14 protein-coding genes are annotated in these 16,424 nt (G+C 61.9%); 1 reads left to right on the top strand and 13 read right to left on the bottom strand.

The annotated features are described in order from the left end of the window. Positions 1 to 14: 14 nt before the first annotated feature. From H043_RS0105370 to H043_RS0105305, 13 genes are all read right to left on the bottom strand, one after another. On the bottom strand, positions 15 to 1,292 hold the full coding sequence (locus tag H043_RS0105370; RefSeq protein WP_003222055.1) for a flavohemoglobin expression-modulating QEGLA motif protein: 1,278 nt from the start codon (positions 1,290 to 1,292) through the stop codon (positions 15 to 17). 24 nt (positions 1,293 to 1,316) lie between these two features. Further along, positions 1,317 to 1,874: a hypothetical protein gene (locus H043_RS0105365; RefSeq protein WP_027610998.1), complete on the bottom strand. Its 558-nt coding sequence runs from the start codon at positions 1,872 to 1,874 to the stop codon at positions 1,317 to 1,319. Between the two features lie 149 nt (positions 1,875 to 2,023). Continuing rightward, positions 2,024 to 2,737 carry a TetR/AcrR family transcriptional regulator gene (locus H043_RS0105360; protein WP_007964212.1) on the bottom strand — a complete coding sequence of 238 codons (714 nt, stop codon included), beginning with the start codon at positions 2,735 to 2,737 and terminating at the stop codon, positions 2,024 to 2,026. 105 nt (positions 2,738 to 2,842) lie between these two features. Then, on the bottom strand, positions 2,843 to 4,345 hold the full coding sequence (gene lysS, locus H043_RS0105355; protein WP_003222049.1) for a lysine--tRNA ligase: 1,503 nt from the start codon (positions 4,343 to 4,345) through the stop codon (positions 2,843 to 2,845). Positions 4,346 to 4,457: 112 nt separating this feature from the next. Next, positions 4,458 to 5,553 (bottom strand): peptide chain release factor 2 gene (prfB, locus tag H043_RS0105350; protein ID WP_096795805.1). Its coding sequence is split into 2 segments (ribosomal slippage): positions 4,458 to 5,480 and positions 5,482 to 5,553, totalling 1,095 coding nucleotides; the frame shifts between segments, so codons are not numbered across the junction. A gap of 222 nt (positions 5,554 to 5,775) precedes the next feature. Next, positions 5,776 to 6,777 (bottom strand): diguanylate cyclase, encoded by a 1,002-nt coding sequence (locus H043_RS0105340; protein WP_025112221.1) that lies wholly within the window; start codon positions 6,775 to 6,777, stop codon positions 5,776 to 5,778. A gap of 48 nt (positions 6,778 to 6,825) precedes the next feature. Continuing rightward, a complete protein-coding gene (locus H043_RS0105335; protein ID WP_007964205.1) occupies positions 6,826 to 7,836 on the bottom strand; it encodes a chemotaxis response regulator protein-glutamate methylesterase in 1,011 nt (336 codons plus the stop codon). Then, the gene (locus H043_RS0105330; RefSeq protein ID WP_027610995.1) at positions 7,833 to 10,127 is read right to left on the bottom strand and encodes a hybrid sensor histidine kinase/response regulator; all 2,295 of its coding nucleotides are present in this window, start codon (positions 10,125 to 10,127) and stop codon (positions 7,833 to 7,835) included. Before H043_RS0105330 ends, H043_RS0105335 begins: the two co-directional genes overlap by 4 nt. Next, a complete protein-coding gene (locus H043_RS0105325; RefSeq protein WP_007964201.1) occupies positions 10,124 to 10,819 on the bottom strand; it encodes a chemotaxis protein CheW in 696 nt (231 codons plus the stop codon). The genes H043_RS0105330 and H043_RS0105325 overlap by 4 nt, the downstream gene beginning before the upstream one ends. Further along, the gene (locus H043_RS0105320; RefSeq protein WP_027610994.1) at positions 10,816 to 12,093 is read right to left on the bottom strand and encodes a protein-glutamate O-methyltransferase CheR; all 1,278 of its coding nucleotides are present in this window, start codon (positions 12,091 to 12,093) and stop codon (positions 10,816 to 10,818) included. The genes H043_RS0105325 and H043_RS0105320 overlap by 4 nt, the downstream gene beginning before the upstream one ends. Continuing rightward, positions 12,090 to 12,608: a chemotaxis protein CheW gene (locus tag H043_RS0105315; protein ID WP_027610993.1), complete on the bottom strand. Its 519-nt coding sequence runs from the start codon at positions 12,606 to 12,608 to the stop codon at positions 12,090 to 12,092. Before H043_RS0105315 ends, H043_RS0105320 begins: the two co-directional genes overlap by 4 nt. Continuing rightward, positions 12,608 to 14,230 (bottom strand): methyl-accepting chemotaxis protein, encoded by a 1,623-nt coding sequence (locus H043_RS0105310; protein WP_007964198.1) that lies wholly within the window; start codon positions 14,228 to 14,230, stop codon positions 12,608 to 12,610. Before H043_RS0105310 ends, H043_RS0105315 begins: the two co-directional genes overlap by 1 nt. Positions 14,231 to 14,582: 352 nt before the next feature. Beyond that, a complete protein-coding gene (locus H043_RS0105305) occupies positions 14,583 to 15,305 on the bottom strand; it encodes a tellurite resistance TerB family protein (protein ID WP_027610992.1) in 723 nt (240 codons plus the stop codon). Between the two features lie 177 nt (positions 15,306 to 15,482). On the opposite strand from H043_RS0105305, the gene H043_RS0105300 reads away from it, so the two are divergent. Beyond that, positions 15,483 to 16,397, top strand: coding sequence for a LysR family transcriptional regulator (locus tag H043_RS0105300; protein WP_027610991.1), 915 nt, complete (start codon positions 15,483 to 15,485; stop codon positions 16,395 to 16,397). Positions 16,398 to 16,424 lie beyond the last annotated feature (27 nt).

Genomic DNA, 16,424 nt, shown 5'->3' with positions numbered 1-16,424 from the left:
TTTTTCTTCGTCGTTCAGAGGATATTGGAGTAATCCGCCTCGATCCGGTCCAGGCTCAGGTGATTGAGGAAGTTGGAGAAGCACATCCACGCCGACAGCGCGTTCATGTCGCGGAACTGTTCAGGCAAATATTTCGGCGGCACCACCAGACCTTCATCGACCAACTGACGCAGGGTACGCATGTCTTCCAGGGTGGTCTTGCCGCAGAACAGCAGCGGTACCTGCTCAAGCTTGCCCTTACGCACGGCCAACTGAATGTAGTTGTAAACCATGATAAAGCCCTTGAGATAGGACAAGTCTTTGGTGAATGGCAGACCGGTCGGGGTCGAACCACGGAACACCCGGCTGGCGTTGCCGTAGCTTTCGGCCATTTCAAAGCCCTGCTCGCGGAAGAACTCGAACACCTGCAAAAAGTCCGCGCCCTCCTCGACCATGTGAATGGCACGGGTGCGGTTGGTCAGTTTGCGCAGACGGCTTGGGTAGGAGGCGAAGGTGATGATTTCCATCAAGATCGCCAGGCCTTCCTGGGTCACCGTCGACGACGGTGGGCCTTTGGACAGGAAGGTGCAGATCGGCTGGTTCAAGCCATTGAGCGTGGTGCCGACGTGCACCAGACCTTCGTGGACTTCCAGTGCACGCACGTCGCGGTCGTTGAACAGCGCGTCAGTGCGGATCTTGATGTAGTCGGCGCCTGCCGCCGCGTCGGCGACAATGCCGTCGGACTCGAACACGCGGATGGTTTCCTCGGCCTCGCCGAACACCTTGTTCAACCGGGTTTGCAGCAGGTGAACGGCATCCTTGGCGGTGAGGATCTTCGGTTCGTCCTTCAGGTCGCCACGGCCATCAATGTTGTTCAGGTAGTCGGACATCATCAGGCCGAGGTCGGCCAGGGTCGGGTCGCCGGCGTGGAACGCATCGGAGGCGGCGCCGTAGAGTTCCTGGGAGATCAGGCCGAAATCCTCGGTGCCGCGCGCTTCGAGCATGCGCACCACCATGCGGTATTCCTTGCACATGCGCCGCATGATCTGCCCGACCGGGTTGAACTGGCCGAGCTGGCGGGTGATGTCGCGCTCGATGTTCTGGAATTCCAGTTTGACCTTGCTCGAATCGAAGGACAGCGGCCGATTGAGGTAGTAGTCGCGATCCACCGCCGGCATTTCCTTGCCTTTGGCCTTGAGAAAGCCCTTGCGGATGTTCTCGTCCCACTTCACCGCATCGAGCACGCGGATCGGCGTCTGCGCCAGCACAATGCGATCGGACAGCGTGCGTATCGTCTGCTGGTAATCGTCCACCCGAAACTCCTGTAGAAAACTGAATTATTTGGCGCGGGCCTGGCGCTGATAGCGCGCGGCCTCGACGAAGACATCGGAATTGGCCGGATCGTCGAGGTAAGCAAAGACCTTGTCGAGGCGACTGTCGACCTGCACGCCGTCGCCGTCGTCTTCAGTCTGGAAAGCCTTGCCGTCAAGGGCTTGCTGTTTGATCGCCTGATTGATCTGTTCGAGGTCGAGGTTGTACACCACCAGCTCGTGTTTGTCGGTGAGTTCGAAACCGGCGATGGTGTATTGGCCACCGTAACGCGCCGGCACTTTCGCCGACAGGTACCAGCGACTGCCATGGCGCGACACGGTGAACGGGTACGCCTCGCGCTCGTGAGGCCGGGCCTTGAACCAGGTGACGGCCTGATAGCGATCGTTGCCGACGCGGGTCAGCTCAAGGTTCATTGGTTCGCCCCAGGCATTGGTGCTCGACCACGTGCCCAGCAGGCCCTTGGGCGCCGGGTCACTGGCAGGCAGCGGATCCTTGAAGGTCACCAGACAGCCACTGAGCAGCAGGAACGACAAGGCGATCAGCACGCCACGCCAGGCTTTCATTCAATACTCCCTATGAACATATCCCGCCCTGACGATCACCACTTTCACCTGTGGGAGCGAGCCTGCTCGCGAAAGCGGTGTGTCAGGCAACAAAGATGTTGAATGTCAGACCGCATTCGCGAGCAGGCTCGCTCCCACAGGGATTGGCATTACACCGAGGCCAGGACCAGATGCATGTACCGCGTCAGAATCCCGAGCATGTCCTGTTCGGCCAAAGGCTCGGCGTCGTTGAGCAGGCCCTGATATTCCATCCGTCCGATAATCGCCGTCAACACCTTGGCATCCTGCTGCGGTTCACGCGAGCCCAGCACCTGGAACAACTGGCAGGTGCCTTGCAGCAGAATCTGCTGATGCGAGCGCACCAGATCCGCCAGCCGCGGGTTGAGCAGCGCTTCCTGGCGGAACGCCTGCTCGGCCATCAGGTGTTCGCGGCGATTGACCAGTTGCCGGTGCACATAGTCAGCCATCAGCCGCGCGATGTCGTCCGCCAGTTGCGAGCGCGACTCGGGGCTGCCGTCGCCACTGACGACCATCTCGCGCAGCAGGCCTTCGTTGTTGATCCACAGCTTGGCCATGTAGGCCGCGCTGCGTTCGACGTATTGGGCGAAAGTATCGGTGAGCAGGTCATCGATATCCTTGAAGTAATAAGTAGTGGCCGACAGTGGCACACCGGCCTCGGCCGCCACCGCACGGTGGCGCACGGCGCGCACGCCGTCACGCACGACAATGCGCATCGCCGCGTCGAGAATGTCCTGTCGACGCTGCTCACTGCCCTGTCGGCTGGCCTTGCGGCCTTGGTACTGAACACTTTCAGCGACCGCAGTGGCGATACCCGCTGCACCTTCTTGAGCGATTGCAACCATCACGACTGGACTTCCTCTGCTATTGCAAAATTAACCAATTGATACATTTGTACCAGACAGGCAATAAAAAGCCGCCTGTTTTAGGCGGCTTTTTAACTGAAACGTTTACGCTTGCGGTCGCATGTGCGGGAACAGGATCACATCGCGGATCGACGGCGAGTTGGTCAGCAACATCACCAGACGGTCGATGCCGATACCTTCACCGGCCGTTGGCGGCATGCCGTACTCCAGCGCACGCACGAAGTCGGCGTCGTAGTGCATGGCTTCGTCGTCGCCGGCGTCCTTGTCGGCCACCTGCGCCATGAAACGCTCGGCCTGGTCTTCCGCGTCGTTCAACTCGGAGTAGGCGTTGGCGATTTCACGGCCGCCGATGAACAGCTCGAAACGGTCGGTGACGTTCGGGTTCTCGTCGTTACGACGGGCCAGCGGCGACACTTCGAACGGGTACTGAGTGATGAAGTGCGGCTGCTCCAGCTTGTGCTCGACCAGCTCTTCGAAAATCATCACCTGCAGCTTGCCCAGACCTTCGAAGCCCAGCACCTTGGCGCCGGCCTTCTTGGCGATGGCGCGCGCCTTGTCGATGTCGTTCAGGTCATCGGCGGTCAGCTCAGGGTTGTACTTGAGGATCGAGTCGAACACCGACAAACGGGCAAACGGCTCGCCGAAGTGGAACACCTTGTCGCCGTACGGCACGTCGGTGCTGCCCAGCACCAACTGCGCCAGTTCACGGAACAGTTCTTCGGTCAGGTCCATGTTGTCTTCGTAGTCGGCGTAAGCCTGGTAGAACTCCAACATGGTGAATTCAGGGTTGTGACGCGTCGAAACGCCTTCGTTACGGAAGTTGCGGTTGATCTCGAACACTTTCTCGAAACCGCCAACCACCAGACGCTTCAGATACAGCTCAGGCGCGATACGCAGGAACATTTCCATGTCCAGCGCATTGTGGTGGGTTTCGAACGGCTTGGCTGCGGCGCCGCCAGGAATGGTCTGCAGCATCGGCGTCTCGACTTCGAGGAAGTCGCGCTTCATCAGGAAGCTGCGGATGTGCGCGATCACTTGCGAACGCACGCGGAACGTCTGGCGCACGTCTTCGTTGACGATCAGGTCAACGTAACGCTGACGGTAGCGCTGTTCGGTGTCGGTCAGGCCGTGATGCTTGTCCGGCAGCGGGCGCAGCGACTTGGTCAGCAGGCGCACGTTGGTCATTTCGACGTACAGGTCGCCCTTGCCGGAACGCGCCAGGGTGCCTTCGGCGGCAATGATGTCGCCCATGTCCCAGGTCTTGACGGCGGCCAGGGTGTCTTCGGACAGGGTTTTACGGTTGACGTAGACCTGGATGCGACCGGTCATGTCCTGGATCACCATGAACGAGCCACGGTTGAGCATGATGCGACCGGCAACCTTGACCGGGATTGCAGCCTCGGCCAGCTCTTCCTTGGTCTTGTCCGCGTATTTCTTCTGCAGATCTTCGCAGTAGTTTTCGCGGCGGAAGTCGTTCGGGAAGGCGTTGCCCTTGGCGCGCTCGGCAGCCAGCTTTTCCTTGCGCAGGGCGATCAGGGAGTTTTCTTCCTGTTGCAGGGCTTGCGGGTCGAGTTGTTGGTCGCTCATGTCTTCAGATATTCCATCAGGTTCGTTGCCCCCGGACCTGACGGCCCGGGAATCGCCAGCTGAGCTGGCTCCTACAGGGATCGCGTTGCATCAGCGACCCTGTGTGCGTCTTTTACAGCCCCGATTTCAGGCTGGCTTCCAGGTATTCGTCGATGTCGCCGTCGAGCACCTTGTCGCAGTCGCTGCGTTCAATGTTGGTGCGCAGGTCCTTGATCCGCGACGCGTCGAGCACGTACGAACGGATCTGGTGACCCCAGCCGATGTCCGACTTGGTGTCTTCCAGCGCCTGGGAAGCGGCGTTGCGCTTCTGCATTTCCTGCTCGTACAACTTGGCCCGCAGCATTTTCATGGCGGTGTCCTTGTTGGCGTGCTGGGAACGCTCGTTCTGGCAGCTGACCACGGTGTTGGTCGGTACGTGAGTAATACGTACGGCCGAGTCGGTGGTGTTTACGTGCTGACCACCGGCACCGGAGGAACGATAGGTGTCGATCCGCAGGTCTGCCGGGTTGATTTCGATTTCGACCTTGTCGTCGATCTCTGGCGAGACGAAAACCGCAGAGAACGAGGTGTGGCGACGGTTGCCGGAATCGAACGGGCTCTTGCGCACCAGACGGTGCACGCCGATCTCGGTACGCAGCCAGCCAAAGGCGTATTCGCCCTTGATGTGCACGGTCGCGCCTTTGATACCGGCGACTTCACCGGCCGACAATTCCATGATGGTCGCGTCGAAACCGCGTTTGTCCGCCCAGCGCAGGTACATGCGCAGCAGGATGTTGGCCCAGTCCTGGGCCTCGGTGCCGCCGGAGCCGGCCTGGATGTCCAGGTAGGCGTTGTTCGGGTCCATCTCGTGGCTGAACATGCGGCGGAATTCAAGCTTGGCCAGTGACTCTTCAAGCCCTTGAAGCAGTTCAACGACGTCGTTTACCGCGCCTTCGTCGTTTTCTTCAACGGCCATGTCGAGCAGCTCGCGGGAATCGGCCAGACCACTGGACAGCTCATCCAGGGTGTCGACGATCTGCGCCAGCGATGCTCGCTCGCGGCCCAGTTCCTGGGCGTATTCAGGTTTGTTCCAGACTGCAGGATCTTCAAGCTCGCGATTGACTTCGATCAGACGCTCATGCTTTTGATCGTAGTCAAAGATACCCCCGAATAGTTTCGGAGCGCTCGGACAGGTCCTTGATGGTGTTCAGGATCGGGTTGATTTCCATGACGGGCAGCACTCGTTGGCGAACTTTTGAAAGCCGGCGAGTATAACGTAATCAGGCTGTCACGGCAGCCCGTCTGGCGGCTGTTAAGGCGATTCACTTGACATACCGCCGATCCATTGTGGGAGCGAGCCTGCTCGCGAAGACGGTGCATCAGACAACATCAATGTCTCCCGTGCGGCAGCTTTCGCGAGCAGGCTCGCTCCCACAGGGGGTTTGCGTGGGCTATTCGATACCCACCTGATTACGCCCGTTGTTTTTCGCCAGATACAACCCGCGATCCGCCGCCGAAATCAGCAGCCGGCAATCGCTGCCCGCCTGCGGCACCATGGTCGCCAGACCGATGCTGATGGTCAGGCTCGCCCCGTCGCCCGGGGTGTTGTGCGGAATCTTCAGCGCCGCCACGGTCTGGCGCAGCTTTTCCGCCACCAGGCGTGCGCCGCCCGGCGAGGTGTTCGGCAGCACCAGGGCGAACTCTTCACCGCCGTAGCGGGCCGGCAGGTCCGACGGTCGGGCGCTGGCGTCGCGGATCGCGGTGGCGACCTTGCGTAGCGCCTCATCGCCTTCAACATGACCAAAACTGTCGTTGTAGGACTTGAAGTAATCGACGTCGATCATCAGCAACGACAACTGGCTCTGGTCGCGCAGCGAGCGGCGCCATTCCAGCTCCAGGTACTCGTCGAAGTGCCGGCGGTTCGACAGCCCGGTCAGGCCGTCAGAGTTCATCAGCCGTTGCAGCACCAGGTTGGTGTCGAGCAACTGCTGCTGACTGACGCGCAACGCACGGTACGCCGCATCGCGCTGCAGCAGGGTCATGTAGGAGCGCGAGTGATAGCGGATGCGCGCCACCAACTCGATGGTGTCCGGCAGTTTCACCAGATAGTCGTTGGCCCCGGCGGAGAACGCCGCGCTCTTGATCAGGGGGTCTTCCTTGGTCGACAGCACGATGATCGGGATGTCCTTGGTCGCCGGATGATTGCGGTATTCGCGCACCAGGCTCAGGCCGTCGAGGCCGGGCATCACCAGGTCCTGCAGAATCACCGTCGGCTTGATCCGTACCGCCTGGGCGATGGCCTGGTGCGGATCGGAGCAGAAGTGGAAGTCGATGTTCTCTTCATTCGACAGCCCACGGCGCACGGCTTCGCCGATCATCGCCTGATCGTCCACCAACAACACCATGGCGGCGTTTTCGTCGGTTTTAATGTCGTCGATCTGTAAATCATTCATGGGCGGTCACCTGAGTACTGCGGGGGCCAGGATTGCGGAATAGTCTGTTCATTTGGGGAATACCTCCAGCAATCGTGGCGCTATCTTTTCCAGTGGACGGATTTCGACGGCCGCATCGATCGCCGCTGCTGCCTTGGGCATGCCGTACACCGCACTGCTTTGCTGATCCTGCGCGATGGTCAGATAACCCTGCTGGCGCATGAGCTTAAGCCCTTGCGCCCCGTCGCGTCCCATCCCGGTCAATAAAACCCCGATGGCATCGCCGTTCCAATAACTGGCGACACTTTCGAAAAACACGTCGATCGAAGGCCGGTAGATCTCGTTGACCGGCTCGGCGGTGTAGGCCAGCGTGCCGTTTTTCAATAAACGAATATGGTGGTTGGTGCCGGCCAGCAGCACCGCGCCGGCCTGCGGTGGCTCGCCTTCGCGGGCCAGGCGCACGTCCAGGCCACTGGCGCTGGCCAGCCATTCGGCCATGCCCGCGGCAAACACCTGATCCACGTGCTGCACCAGCACGATGGCGGCCGAGAAATGGCGTGGCAGGCCCTTGAGCAGGACTTCCAGCGCGGCCGGTCCGCCGGCCGACGAGCCGATCGCTACCAGCCGCTTGCACGACGCCGAACTGCGGTGGGGCGTCGGCACCGGGCGCGAGCGTGGGGTTTTCTCGCCGATCAGCCAGCCGATGTTGAGGATCTTGCGCAGCAACGGCGCCGCCGCTTCCTGCGCGTTCCCCGCACCAATGGCCGGGGTGTCGACCACGTCCAGCGCGCCGTGGCCCATGGCCTCGAAGACCCGGTGCACGTTTTGCTGACGATCGACCGTGACGATAACGATCGCGCACGGGGTTTCGGCCATGATCCGCCGGGTGGCCTCGACGCCATCCATGACCGGCATGATCAGGTCCATCAGGATCAGATCCGGGGTGTTTTCGGCGCACAGACGCACCGCCTCGGCGCCGTTGTTGGCGACCCAGACCACCTGATGCGCCGGCTCGAAGGCCAGCGCACGGCGCAAAGCCTCCACCGCCAGGGGCATGTCGTTGACGATTGCGATCTTCATGCCCGCGCTCCTCCAATGAGCTCAACCACTGCATCAAGCAGGGCGTCGTCATGAAAACTGGCCTTGGCTAAATAATAGTCGGCGCCAGCGTCCAGTCCACGACGCCGGTCCTCTTCACGATCCTTGTACGAGACCACCATCACCGGCAGCGATTGCAGGCGGTTGTCACGGCGCAACAGGGTCACCAGTTCGATGCCATCCATGCGCGGCATGTCGATGTCGGTGATCAGCAAATCGAAGTCCTCCGAACGCAGCGCGTTCCAGCCGTCCATGCCGTCCACCGCGACCGCCACGTCATAGCCGCGATTGAGCAGCAACTTGCGTTGCAACTCGCGCACGGTCAGCGAGTCATCGACCACCAGAATCCGTTTGCGCGCCACTTCGGCGGCCTGATTGCCATGGCGAGCAATACGCTCCAGACGCCCGGTGTTGAGCAGTTTGTCCACCGAGCGCAGCATGTCTTCGACATCGATGATCAGCACCACCGAACCGTCGTCGAGCAGCGCCCCGGCGGAAATATCCTGAACCTTGCCCAGTCGCTCATCCAGCGGCAGCACCACCAGCGTGCGCTCGCCGACAAACCGCTCGACCGCCACCCCGTAGATCGCGTCACGCTCGCGAATCACCACGACCTTGAGGGTTTCGCCGCTGCTCTGACTGGCCGGACGATTCAGCAACTGACTGGCCGCGACCAGCCCGACATGCCGACCTTCGTGCCAGAAATGCTGACGGCCCTCGATCTGCACGATGTCCTGTGGCTCCAGATCGCACATGCGTTCGATATGCGCCAGCGGAAACGCATAAGCCTCCTCGCCGACTTCGACCACCAGACTGCGCACCACCGACAGGGTCAGCGGCACTTCCAGATGAAAGCGGCTGCCCTCGCCCGCCGTCTGCTCCAGCACCACCGCGCCGCGCAGTTGCCGCACCATGTGCTGCACCGCATCGAGGCCGACGCCACGCCCGGACACTTCGGTCACCGTGTCGCGCAGGCTGAAACCCGGCAAGAACAGGAAGGTCAGCAGTTCTTCTTCGCTCAACTGCGCGGCAGTTTCTGCCGGTGACAATTGGCGTTCAACGATGCTGCGGCGGACCTTTTCCAGATCGACGCCATTGCCATCATCGCTCAATTCCAGCACCAGCAAACCGGCCTGATGCGAGGCACGCAGGCGGATCAGGCCTTCTTCGGACTTACCCTTGAGCAAGCGTTGTTCCGGGGTTTCGATGCCGTGATCGACCGCGTTGCGCAGCAAATGAGTCAGCGGCGCTTCGAGCTTTTCCAGCACGTCGCGATCGACCTGGGTCTTCTCGCCCTCGATCTCCAGCCTTACCTGTTTGCCGAGGCTGCGCCCCAGGTCTCGAACCATGCGCACCTGACCGGTGAGCACGTCGGCAAACGGGCGCATGCGGCAGGCCAGCGCGGTGTCGTAGAGCACTTGGGCGCGCTGGCTGGCTTGCCAGGCGAACTCGTCGAGCTCGGCGTTCTTTTCCGCGAGCAATTGCTGAGACTCGGCCAGCAAGCGCCGCGCATCTTCAAGGGCTTCCTGGGCCTCAAGGCTCAGCGCATGTTCCTTGAGATGCACGTTGAGGCTTTCCAGTGCCCGCAGGCCATTATTCTGCATGCGTTTGAGACGCTGCATGGTCGCCAGATGCGGCTTGAGGCGCTGGGTTTCGACCAGCGATTTACTCGACAGGTCGAGCAGGCTGTTCAGGCGTTCGGCGGTGACCCGCAGCACGCGCTCGCCGCCCTCGGTGGTGCGCTTGTTCTTGCGCGGTGCCGGGTCGGAGGTTTCCAGCGGTGTCTCGATCAATGGCGCCGGGGTTTCAATCGGTGCAGGCGCAGGCGGCGGCGCCTGCATCTGCAACTCGGCCATCGGCGGTGGCGCCACTGTGGGCGCTGCCGAAGGGTCGAGCAGGAGTCCCATCAACGCCACATACGCTTCGATGTCCGGCGCTTGCGGAGCATTGGCCGGCGTGGCGATGCGCATCAACAGATCGGTGCCCTGCAACAACGCATCGATGTGCTCGGGACGCAGCAACAGCCGCCCCTCCTGCGCGCTGACCAGGCAATCTTCCATCACATGGGCGACGCTGACACCGCTGTCGATGCCGACGATCCGCGCCGCGCCCTTGAGCGAGTGCGCCGCACGCATGCACGACTCCAGATAGTCGGCCTGAGTCGGGTTGCGCTCCAGCGCCAGCAGCCCGCTGCTGAGCACCTGGGTCTGGGCTTCGGCTTCAAGACTGAACAGCTCCAGCAGCGAGGCGTCGCGCATTTGCTCGGGGGTCATGTGAGGCTCCGGGTCACGGCGGACAGCAGCTGTTCTTCATCCAGCCAACGCAGGCTGCGCCCCCGAAATTGCAGGACACCACGGGTGTATTTGGCGCTGGCCGTGCTGTTGTGCTCACCGCCGGCACGCGACGCGGCGTCGAGAATTTTTTCATCGATGGCGTGGATGCCGTCGACCTCGTCCACCGGCACCACCACCGGTCCGCCGTGGGCGGCGATGATCAGCATGCGCGGCATGATCCGCGCGCCAGTGGCCGGTGCGGCGTTGCCATCAAGGTCGAGCAACTCGACCAGCGACAGGCACGCGACCAACGCCCCGCGCACGTTCGCCACGCCAAGCAAGGCCCGCGAACGCTGGTGGGGCAGCGAGTGGATCGCCTGCAACGGCGCCACCTCTACCAGGCTGCGGGTGGCCAGCCCCAGCCATTCCTCGCCGAGGCGGAACATCAGCAGCGAACGGGTTTTCACATCGGTTTCGACCGCCACGGCGACCGGATCGCGTTCGTCCTGCTGCAATGCATAACGGTCCAGCAGGCGCGTGGCGGCGGCGGAATACACCGCGCAGTTGCGGCAATGAATATGCTCGGCCAGCAACGGGCACGACTTATCGCCATGAATACCGATACGGTTCCAGCAATCATCGATGGCCCGGGCGTCTTCGTGGGTGACGTTCAAGGTGTCGGACGGGATCATCGTTTACGCTCACTGTCGGCGGTGCGGCCGCTGCGGGCGGCGCGTTCCTGCAATCGTCTGGCACCGGCGCTGTCGCCCTGGGCCTGCAGCAAGGCGGCCAGGTGCATCAACGCTTCGGGGTGTTGCGGTTCAAGGTACAAGGCCTTGCGGTAATGACTCTGGGCTTCGAGCGCGGCACCGGCAACATCGCTGAGCAGACCGAGCCAATAGAACACCTGCGCCACCGGTTCGTGACTGCGCAGATACTGCTCGCATGCCGCGCGGGCCTCGGCGCTTTTGCCTTCGTTGGCCAGCGCGGCGATGTTGGCGAGCAAGGTCGCCGCGTCCGGGTTGGCGCTTTTGCTGCTGACGGGCAACGGTGCAACGCTGGCAAACGGCCGCGGACGCACCGGTGGCGATACTGGCGGCGGACTGCGCAGCGGTTGGCGCACGGGCAATGGCGTGGGGGTAGGCAATGACACCGGCTCCGGCAGCGGATCATTGTGCCGACTGAAGGCGAACGACTGCGGAATACCGATCGAACGCATGCCCAGGCGCCCGAGCAGACTGCCCTCGGCCGGCCCGATGAACAACACGCCATCAACGTGCGTCAGACGCTTGAGCACTTCGACGACTTGCTTCTGCGTCGGCTGGTCGAAATAGATCAGCAGGTTGCGGCAGAACACAAAATCGAACGGCGGCTCACCCGCCAGCAGCGTCGGATCCAGCACATTGCCGGCCTGCAGGCGCACCTGCTCACGCACCGCTTCGCTGACCCGATGGCCGTCCTGCTCGGCGGTGAAATGACGCTCGCGAAAATCCAGATCCTGCCCCCGAAACGAGTTCTTGCCGTACAACGCCCGTCGCGCCTTGTCCACCGACAGCGGGCTGACGTCCATGCCGTCGACCTTGAACTGATGCGGCTTGAGCCCCGCATCGAGCAAGGCCATGGCAATCGAATAGGGTTCTTCGCCGGTCGAGCACGGCAAGCTGAGGATGCGCAGCGCGCGCATGTTGTTCAATTCATCCAGACGCTTGCGCGCCAGCTTGCCGAGGGTGGCGAAGGATTCCGGATAACGGAAAAACCAGGTTTCGGGGACGATCACCGCTTCGATCAACGCCTGCTGTTCGTCCCGCGAGCCTTGCAGCAGTTGCCAGTATTCATCGCTGTGCGCCGCTTGCGAGAGCGTGGTGCGTTGGCGCACCGCGCGCTCGATGATCGCCGGCCCCACCGACGTGACATCCAGGCCGATGCGTTCCTTGAGGAAATCGAAAAAACGCTGGTCGCTGCTCATGACTGCGCCCCAAGCGGCGCCGGAAACAGCAGGCTGCGCACCGCGTCATCCAGCAAGTCGTTGACCCGCACCCACTGCACCAGCCCCTGGGCATCTTCGCGCACCGGGCCGAGGTACGGCGCCTGACGATTGTCCAGGCCATACGGCTGAAAATCCTCGGGGTTGCAGCGCAGGGTATCGGTCGCCTGTTCAAGGATCAGCCCGAGCCAGCGCGACGGCTGCTGTTCATCCGGACGGTAATGCACCAGCACCAGCCGCGTACTGGTGCGCGCCTCGGCGGGATGGCCGAAAGTCAGCGCACTGAGGTCGATGGCCGGTACCACCGCACCGCGATAGGCGAACACCCCGGCGACCCAGTTCGGCGCTTGGGCAATCGGCTTCAACGGCAGGCGCGGCAACACTTCCGCCACCTCGGTGGCGCGCAAGGCGTAACGCTCGCTGCCGATGCGAAACAGCAGGAACAACGCCTGCTTCGCCACCGGCGCAGCGCTGCGTTTGGCGGTGACTTCGCTCATCAGACTTTGAATCGCGAAACGCCGCTGCGCAGCCCGACGGCCACCTGGCTCAGTTCGTCGATGGCGAAACTGGCCTGACGCAGCGACTCGACGGTCTGGCTGCTGGCGTCGCCCAACTGCACCAGCGCATGGTTGATCTGTTCGGCACCGGTGGCCTGGGCCTGCATGCCTTCGTTGACCATCAACACCCGCGGCGCCAGCGCCTGCACCTGATGGATGATCTGCGACAGTTGCTCGCCGACCTGCTGCACTTCGGCCATGCCCCGGCGCACTTCTTCGGAGAACTTGTCCATGCCCATCACGCCAGCAGACACCGCCGACTGGATCTCGCGGACCATCTGCTCAATGTCGTAAGTGGCGACGGCGGTCTGATCCGCCAGACGCCGTACTTCGGTGGCGACCACGGCAAAACCACGCCCGTACTCGCCGGCCTTCTCGGCCTCGATGGCAGCGTTGAGCGACAGCAGGTTGGTCTGATCGGCGACCTTGACGATGGTCACCACCACCTGATTGATGTTGCCGGCCTTCTCGTTGAGGATCGCCAGCTTGGCATTGACCAGATCGGCCGCGCCCATCACCGAGTGCATGGTGTCTTCCATGCGCGCCAGGCCTTGCTGACCGGAACCGGCGAGCACCGAAGCCTGATCGGCGGCGGTGGATACTTCGGTCATGGTGCGCACCAGATCCCGCGAGGTGGCGGCGATTTCACGTGAGGTCGCACCGATTTCGGTGGTGGTGGCCGCGGTTTCGGTGGCGGTGGCCTGTTGCTGCTTGGAGGTGGCGGCAATCTCGGTCACCGAAGTGGTCACCTGCACCGAGGAGCGTTGGGCCTGGGACACCAGCGAAGTCAGCTCGGTCATCATGTCGTTGAAGCCGGTTTCCACCGCACCGAACTCGTCCTTGCGATCCAGATTCAGACGGCTGCTCAAGTCGCCGGTACGCATGATTTCGAGGATCTTCACGATGCGGTTCATCGGCGCCATGATCGCGCGCATCAGCAGCAGACCGCAGGCACCGGCTGCGAGCACGGCCACCAGCAGCGAGACGAACATGCTGACCTTGGCCGCCGCTACCGCCTCGTCGATGTTGGCCATGGCCTGATCAGCGACCCGCTTGTTTTCGCCGATGATGTCGTTGAGTTTCATGCGACCGGTGTACCAGGCCGGGGTCAGCTTCTCGGTGAACAGCTTGACCGCTTCGGCTTCCAGATTGCGCTTGTGCAGATCGAGTACCTGATCCTGAATCTGCATGTAGGTGTCGTGATCCTTCTCGAACGCGGCGAACTCGACCCGGTCTTCGTCGGTGGTCACGGTGTTGCGGTAGTTGGCCATCTGCTCTTGCAGGCGCGTCTCGAACGCCTTGTAATCCGCCGCATCTTCGCTGCTGATGCCCTGCCCTTCCTTGAGGCCGAGCAGTTCCTGGGTCTGCAGATAGCTGTCAACCCACGCCCCGCGGATCATCGAGCTGTAATAGACGCCGGGAACCGCGTCGTCACGCACGCTGCTTTCACTGGCTTCGATTTTCAGCAGGCGGGAATACGAAACGACGACCATCAGCAACATGATGGCGATAATCACCGCAAAGCTCGCCAAAATGCGTTGGCGTAACGTCCAGTTCTTCACAGTGATTCCTCGTGCCTAAGTCGAAATGCGGGGAGTATAGCCGAGGGCGGTGTTTCATTTATAAGACGCTTTTTAACCCTCGGGCCGGCCCGACTTGGTTCGCGGGAAGGCTCTGGGGTGGGACTGTCCGACAATCCGGGGCTGGCGTGCCAGTGATGGAATGACAAAAAGGGGCGCTGGATCGGCCATTGCTGTGGATGCGCGGCTGAAAACGCAATCGTGAGCAGGCTTCGGCGTCTGGCCCAAAACCTTGTAGGAGCTGCGGCACGCTGCGATCTTTTGCTGTTGGCTTAAAAAATCAAAAGATCGCAGCGTACCGCAGCTCCTACATGAATACCGTGCTCAGGCAGTTCTATTGCGATGCCAGGCGCACCTGCTTCTCCAGCTCCACCTTCAACCCCGGCTCCAGTTTCAGTTGCTTGGCCAACTCCTCCAGATACGCCTTTTCCATAAAGCTCTCCTCATCCACCAGCATCACGCTGGCGATGTACATTTCCGCCGCCATTTCGGGGGTGCTGGCGGCGCGGGCGACATCTGCGGGATCGAGGGGTTTGTTGAGTTCGGCGTGCAGCCAGTGTTGCAATTCCTGATCGTTGTCGAGTTTGGTGAATTCGCCTTCAATCAGCTGACGTTCGCGGTCATCGATATGGCCGTCAGCCTTCGCGGCGGCGACCAGCGCCTTGAGAATGGCCTGGCTGTGTTGTTCGGCTTGCGCCGGTGGCAGTCGATCCAGGGTCTGCGGTTCGGTTTGTGGGGCGGTGCCTTTCTGGGCGTTCCAGTTGCCGTAAGCCTTATAGGCCAGCACACCAAGGGCAGCGAGGCCACCGTAGACCGCAACTTTGCCGCCGACCTTGCGCGCCTTTTTGCTGCCGAGCAGCAGGCCCATGGCCCCGGCCGCCAGAGCACCACCGCCTGCACCCGAGATCAGGCCTCCCAGAGCACCGGAGCCTGAAGACCCACCCAGCAAACCGCCCAGCCCGCCAGCCGCGGGTTTGTTCTGCGCGCCACCGGCCTTGTTCTGCAAAAGATCCTGGCCAGACTTGAGTAGTTGATCGAGCAATCCACGGGTGTTCATGTTCCGCCTCCAAAACAGGGGTTATCCGGATCTATCAGGCCCTCAGCCTAGTTCGAAAGTGCCCCGCCCCTGCTTGCGAGTGTGCTTCCAGATGTTGCTCCGCCTGCACCAGCCCTTCGCGAAAATAGATATACACTCAGGCCAATCTATAAAAACCGCCCACCGGGTACCCTTCTCATGATGACCCTGCGTCAGATCCGTCACTTCATCGCGGTGGCCGAGACCGGCTCGATTTCCGCCGCCGCGCAAACCGCGTTTATTTCCCAATCGACCCTGACCCTCGCCATTCAGCAACTGGAAGAGGAAATCAGCGTCAGCCTGTTCAGCCGCCACGCCAAGGGCATGACCCTGACCCATCAGGGCCACCAGTTCCTGCGGCAGGCGCACCTGATTCTGGCCACCGTGGACAATGCCAAGCGCAGCCTGCAACAAAGCACCGATCAGGTCGCCGGACAGTTGATCGTCGGCGTGACCAGCCTGGTCGCCGGTTATTACCTCGCCGATCTGCTCACCCGATTCCAGCGTGCCTATCCCAACGTCGAGATCCGGGTGATGGAGGACGAGCGGCCGTACATCGAGCATTTGCTGGTCAGCGGCGAAATCGATGTTGGCGTGCTGATCCTCTCCAACCTCGAAGACCGCCACGCCCTGCAGACCGAAGTGCTGACCCACTCGCCGCACCGTCTGTGGCTGCCGGCCCAACATCCGCTGCTGGAACACGACAGCATCAACCTCGCCGACGTCGCTCGCGAGCCGCTGATTCAACTGAACGTCGACGAGATGGATCGCAATGCCCAGCGCTTGTGGCGCGGTGCCGGGCTGCAACCGAAGATCACTCTCAGAACCGCATCCACCGAGGCGGTGCGAAGTCTGGTGGCGGCGGGTTTGGGTGTGTCGATCCAGCCGGACATGACTTATCGCCCATGGTCACTGGAGGGCGACATCATCGAAGCGCGGCCGATTGCCGACCTCAACCAGACCCTCGATGTCGGTCTGGCCTGGCGCCGCGGTACTGCACGTCCCGCTCTGGTCGACCCGTTTTTGACTGTGGCCCGCGAACAACCGCACGGCGGACGCAAGCCATCTATTTAATCGAATGCCACCTTCAGTATTTAGAAT

The organism is Pseudomonas sp. URIL14HWK12:I6, assembly GCF_000514195.1.
Classification (GTDB): domain Bacteria; phylum Pseudomonadota; class Gammaproteobacteria; order Pseudomonadales; family Pseudomonadaceae; genus Aquipseudomonas; species Aquipseudomonas putida_A.
Note: the sequence above shows the minus strand (reverse complement) of the source record. Positions and strands in the feature narration are given on the sequence as shown.

What these genes read in the sequence shown, in the direction of transcription:
- H043_RS0105365 (WP_027610998.1), bottom strand. Translation starts at nt 1,874, where the DNA reads ATGAAAGCCTGGCGTGGCGTGCTGATCGCCTTGTCGTTCCTGCTGCTC.
- H043_RS0105360 (WP_007964212.1), bottom strand. Translation starts at nt 2,737, where the DNA reads ATGGTTGCAATCGCTCAAGAAGGTGCAGCGGGTATCGCCACTGCGGTC.
- lysS (WP_003222049.1), bottom strand. Translation starts at nt 4,345, where the DNA reads ATGAGCGACCAACAACTCGACCCGCAAGCCCTGCAACAGGAAGAAAAC.
- H043_RS0105340 (WP_025112221.1), bottom strand. Translation starts at nt 6,777, where the DNA reads ATGAATGATTTACAGATCGACGACATTAAAACCGACGAAAACGCCGCC.
- H043_RS0105335 (WP_007964205.1), bottom strand. Translation starts at nt 7,836, where the DNA reads ATGAAGATCGCAATCGTCAACGACATGCCCCTGGCGGTGGAGGCTTTG.
- H043_RS0105330 (WP_027610995.1), bottom strand. Translation starts at nt 10,127, where the DNA reads ATGACCCCCGAGCAAATGCGCGACGCCTCGCTGCTGGAGCTGTTCAGT.
- H043_RS0105325 (WP_007964201.1), bottom strand. Translation starts at nt 10,819, where the DNA reads ATGATCCCGTCCGACACCTTGAACGTCACCCACGAAGACGCCCGGGCC.
- H043_RS0105320 (WP_027610994.1), bottom strand. Translation starts at nt 12,093, where the DNA reads ATGAGCAGCGACCAGCGTTTTTTCGATTTCCTCAAGGAACGCATCGGC.
- H043_RS0105315 (WP_027610993.1), bottom strand. Translation starts at nt 12,608, where the DNA reads ATGAGCGAAGTCACCGCCAAACGCAGCGCTGCGCCGGTGGCGAAGCAG.
- H043_RS0105305 (WP_027610992.1), bottom strand. Translation starts at nt 15,305, where the DNA reads ATGAACACCCGTGGATTGCTCGATCAACTACTCAAGTCTGGCCAGGAT.
- H043_RS0105300 (WP_027610991.1), top strand. Translation starts at nt 15,483, where the DNA reads ATGATGACCCTGCGTCAGATCCGTCACTTCATCGCGGTGGCCGAGACC.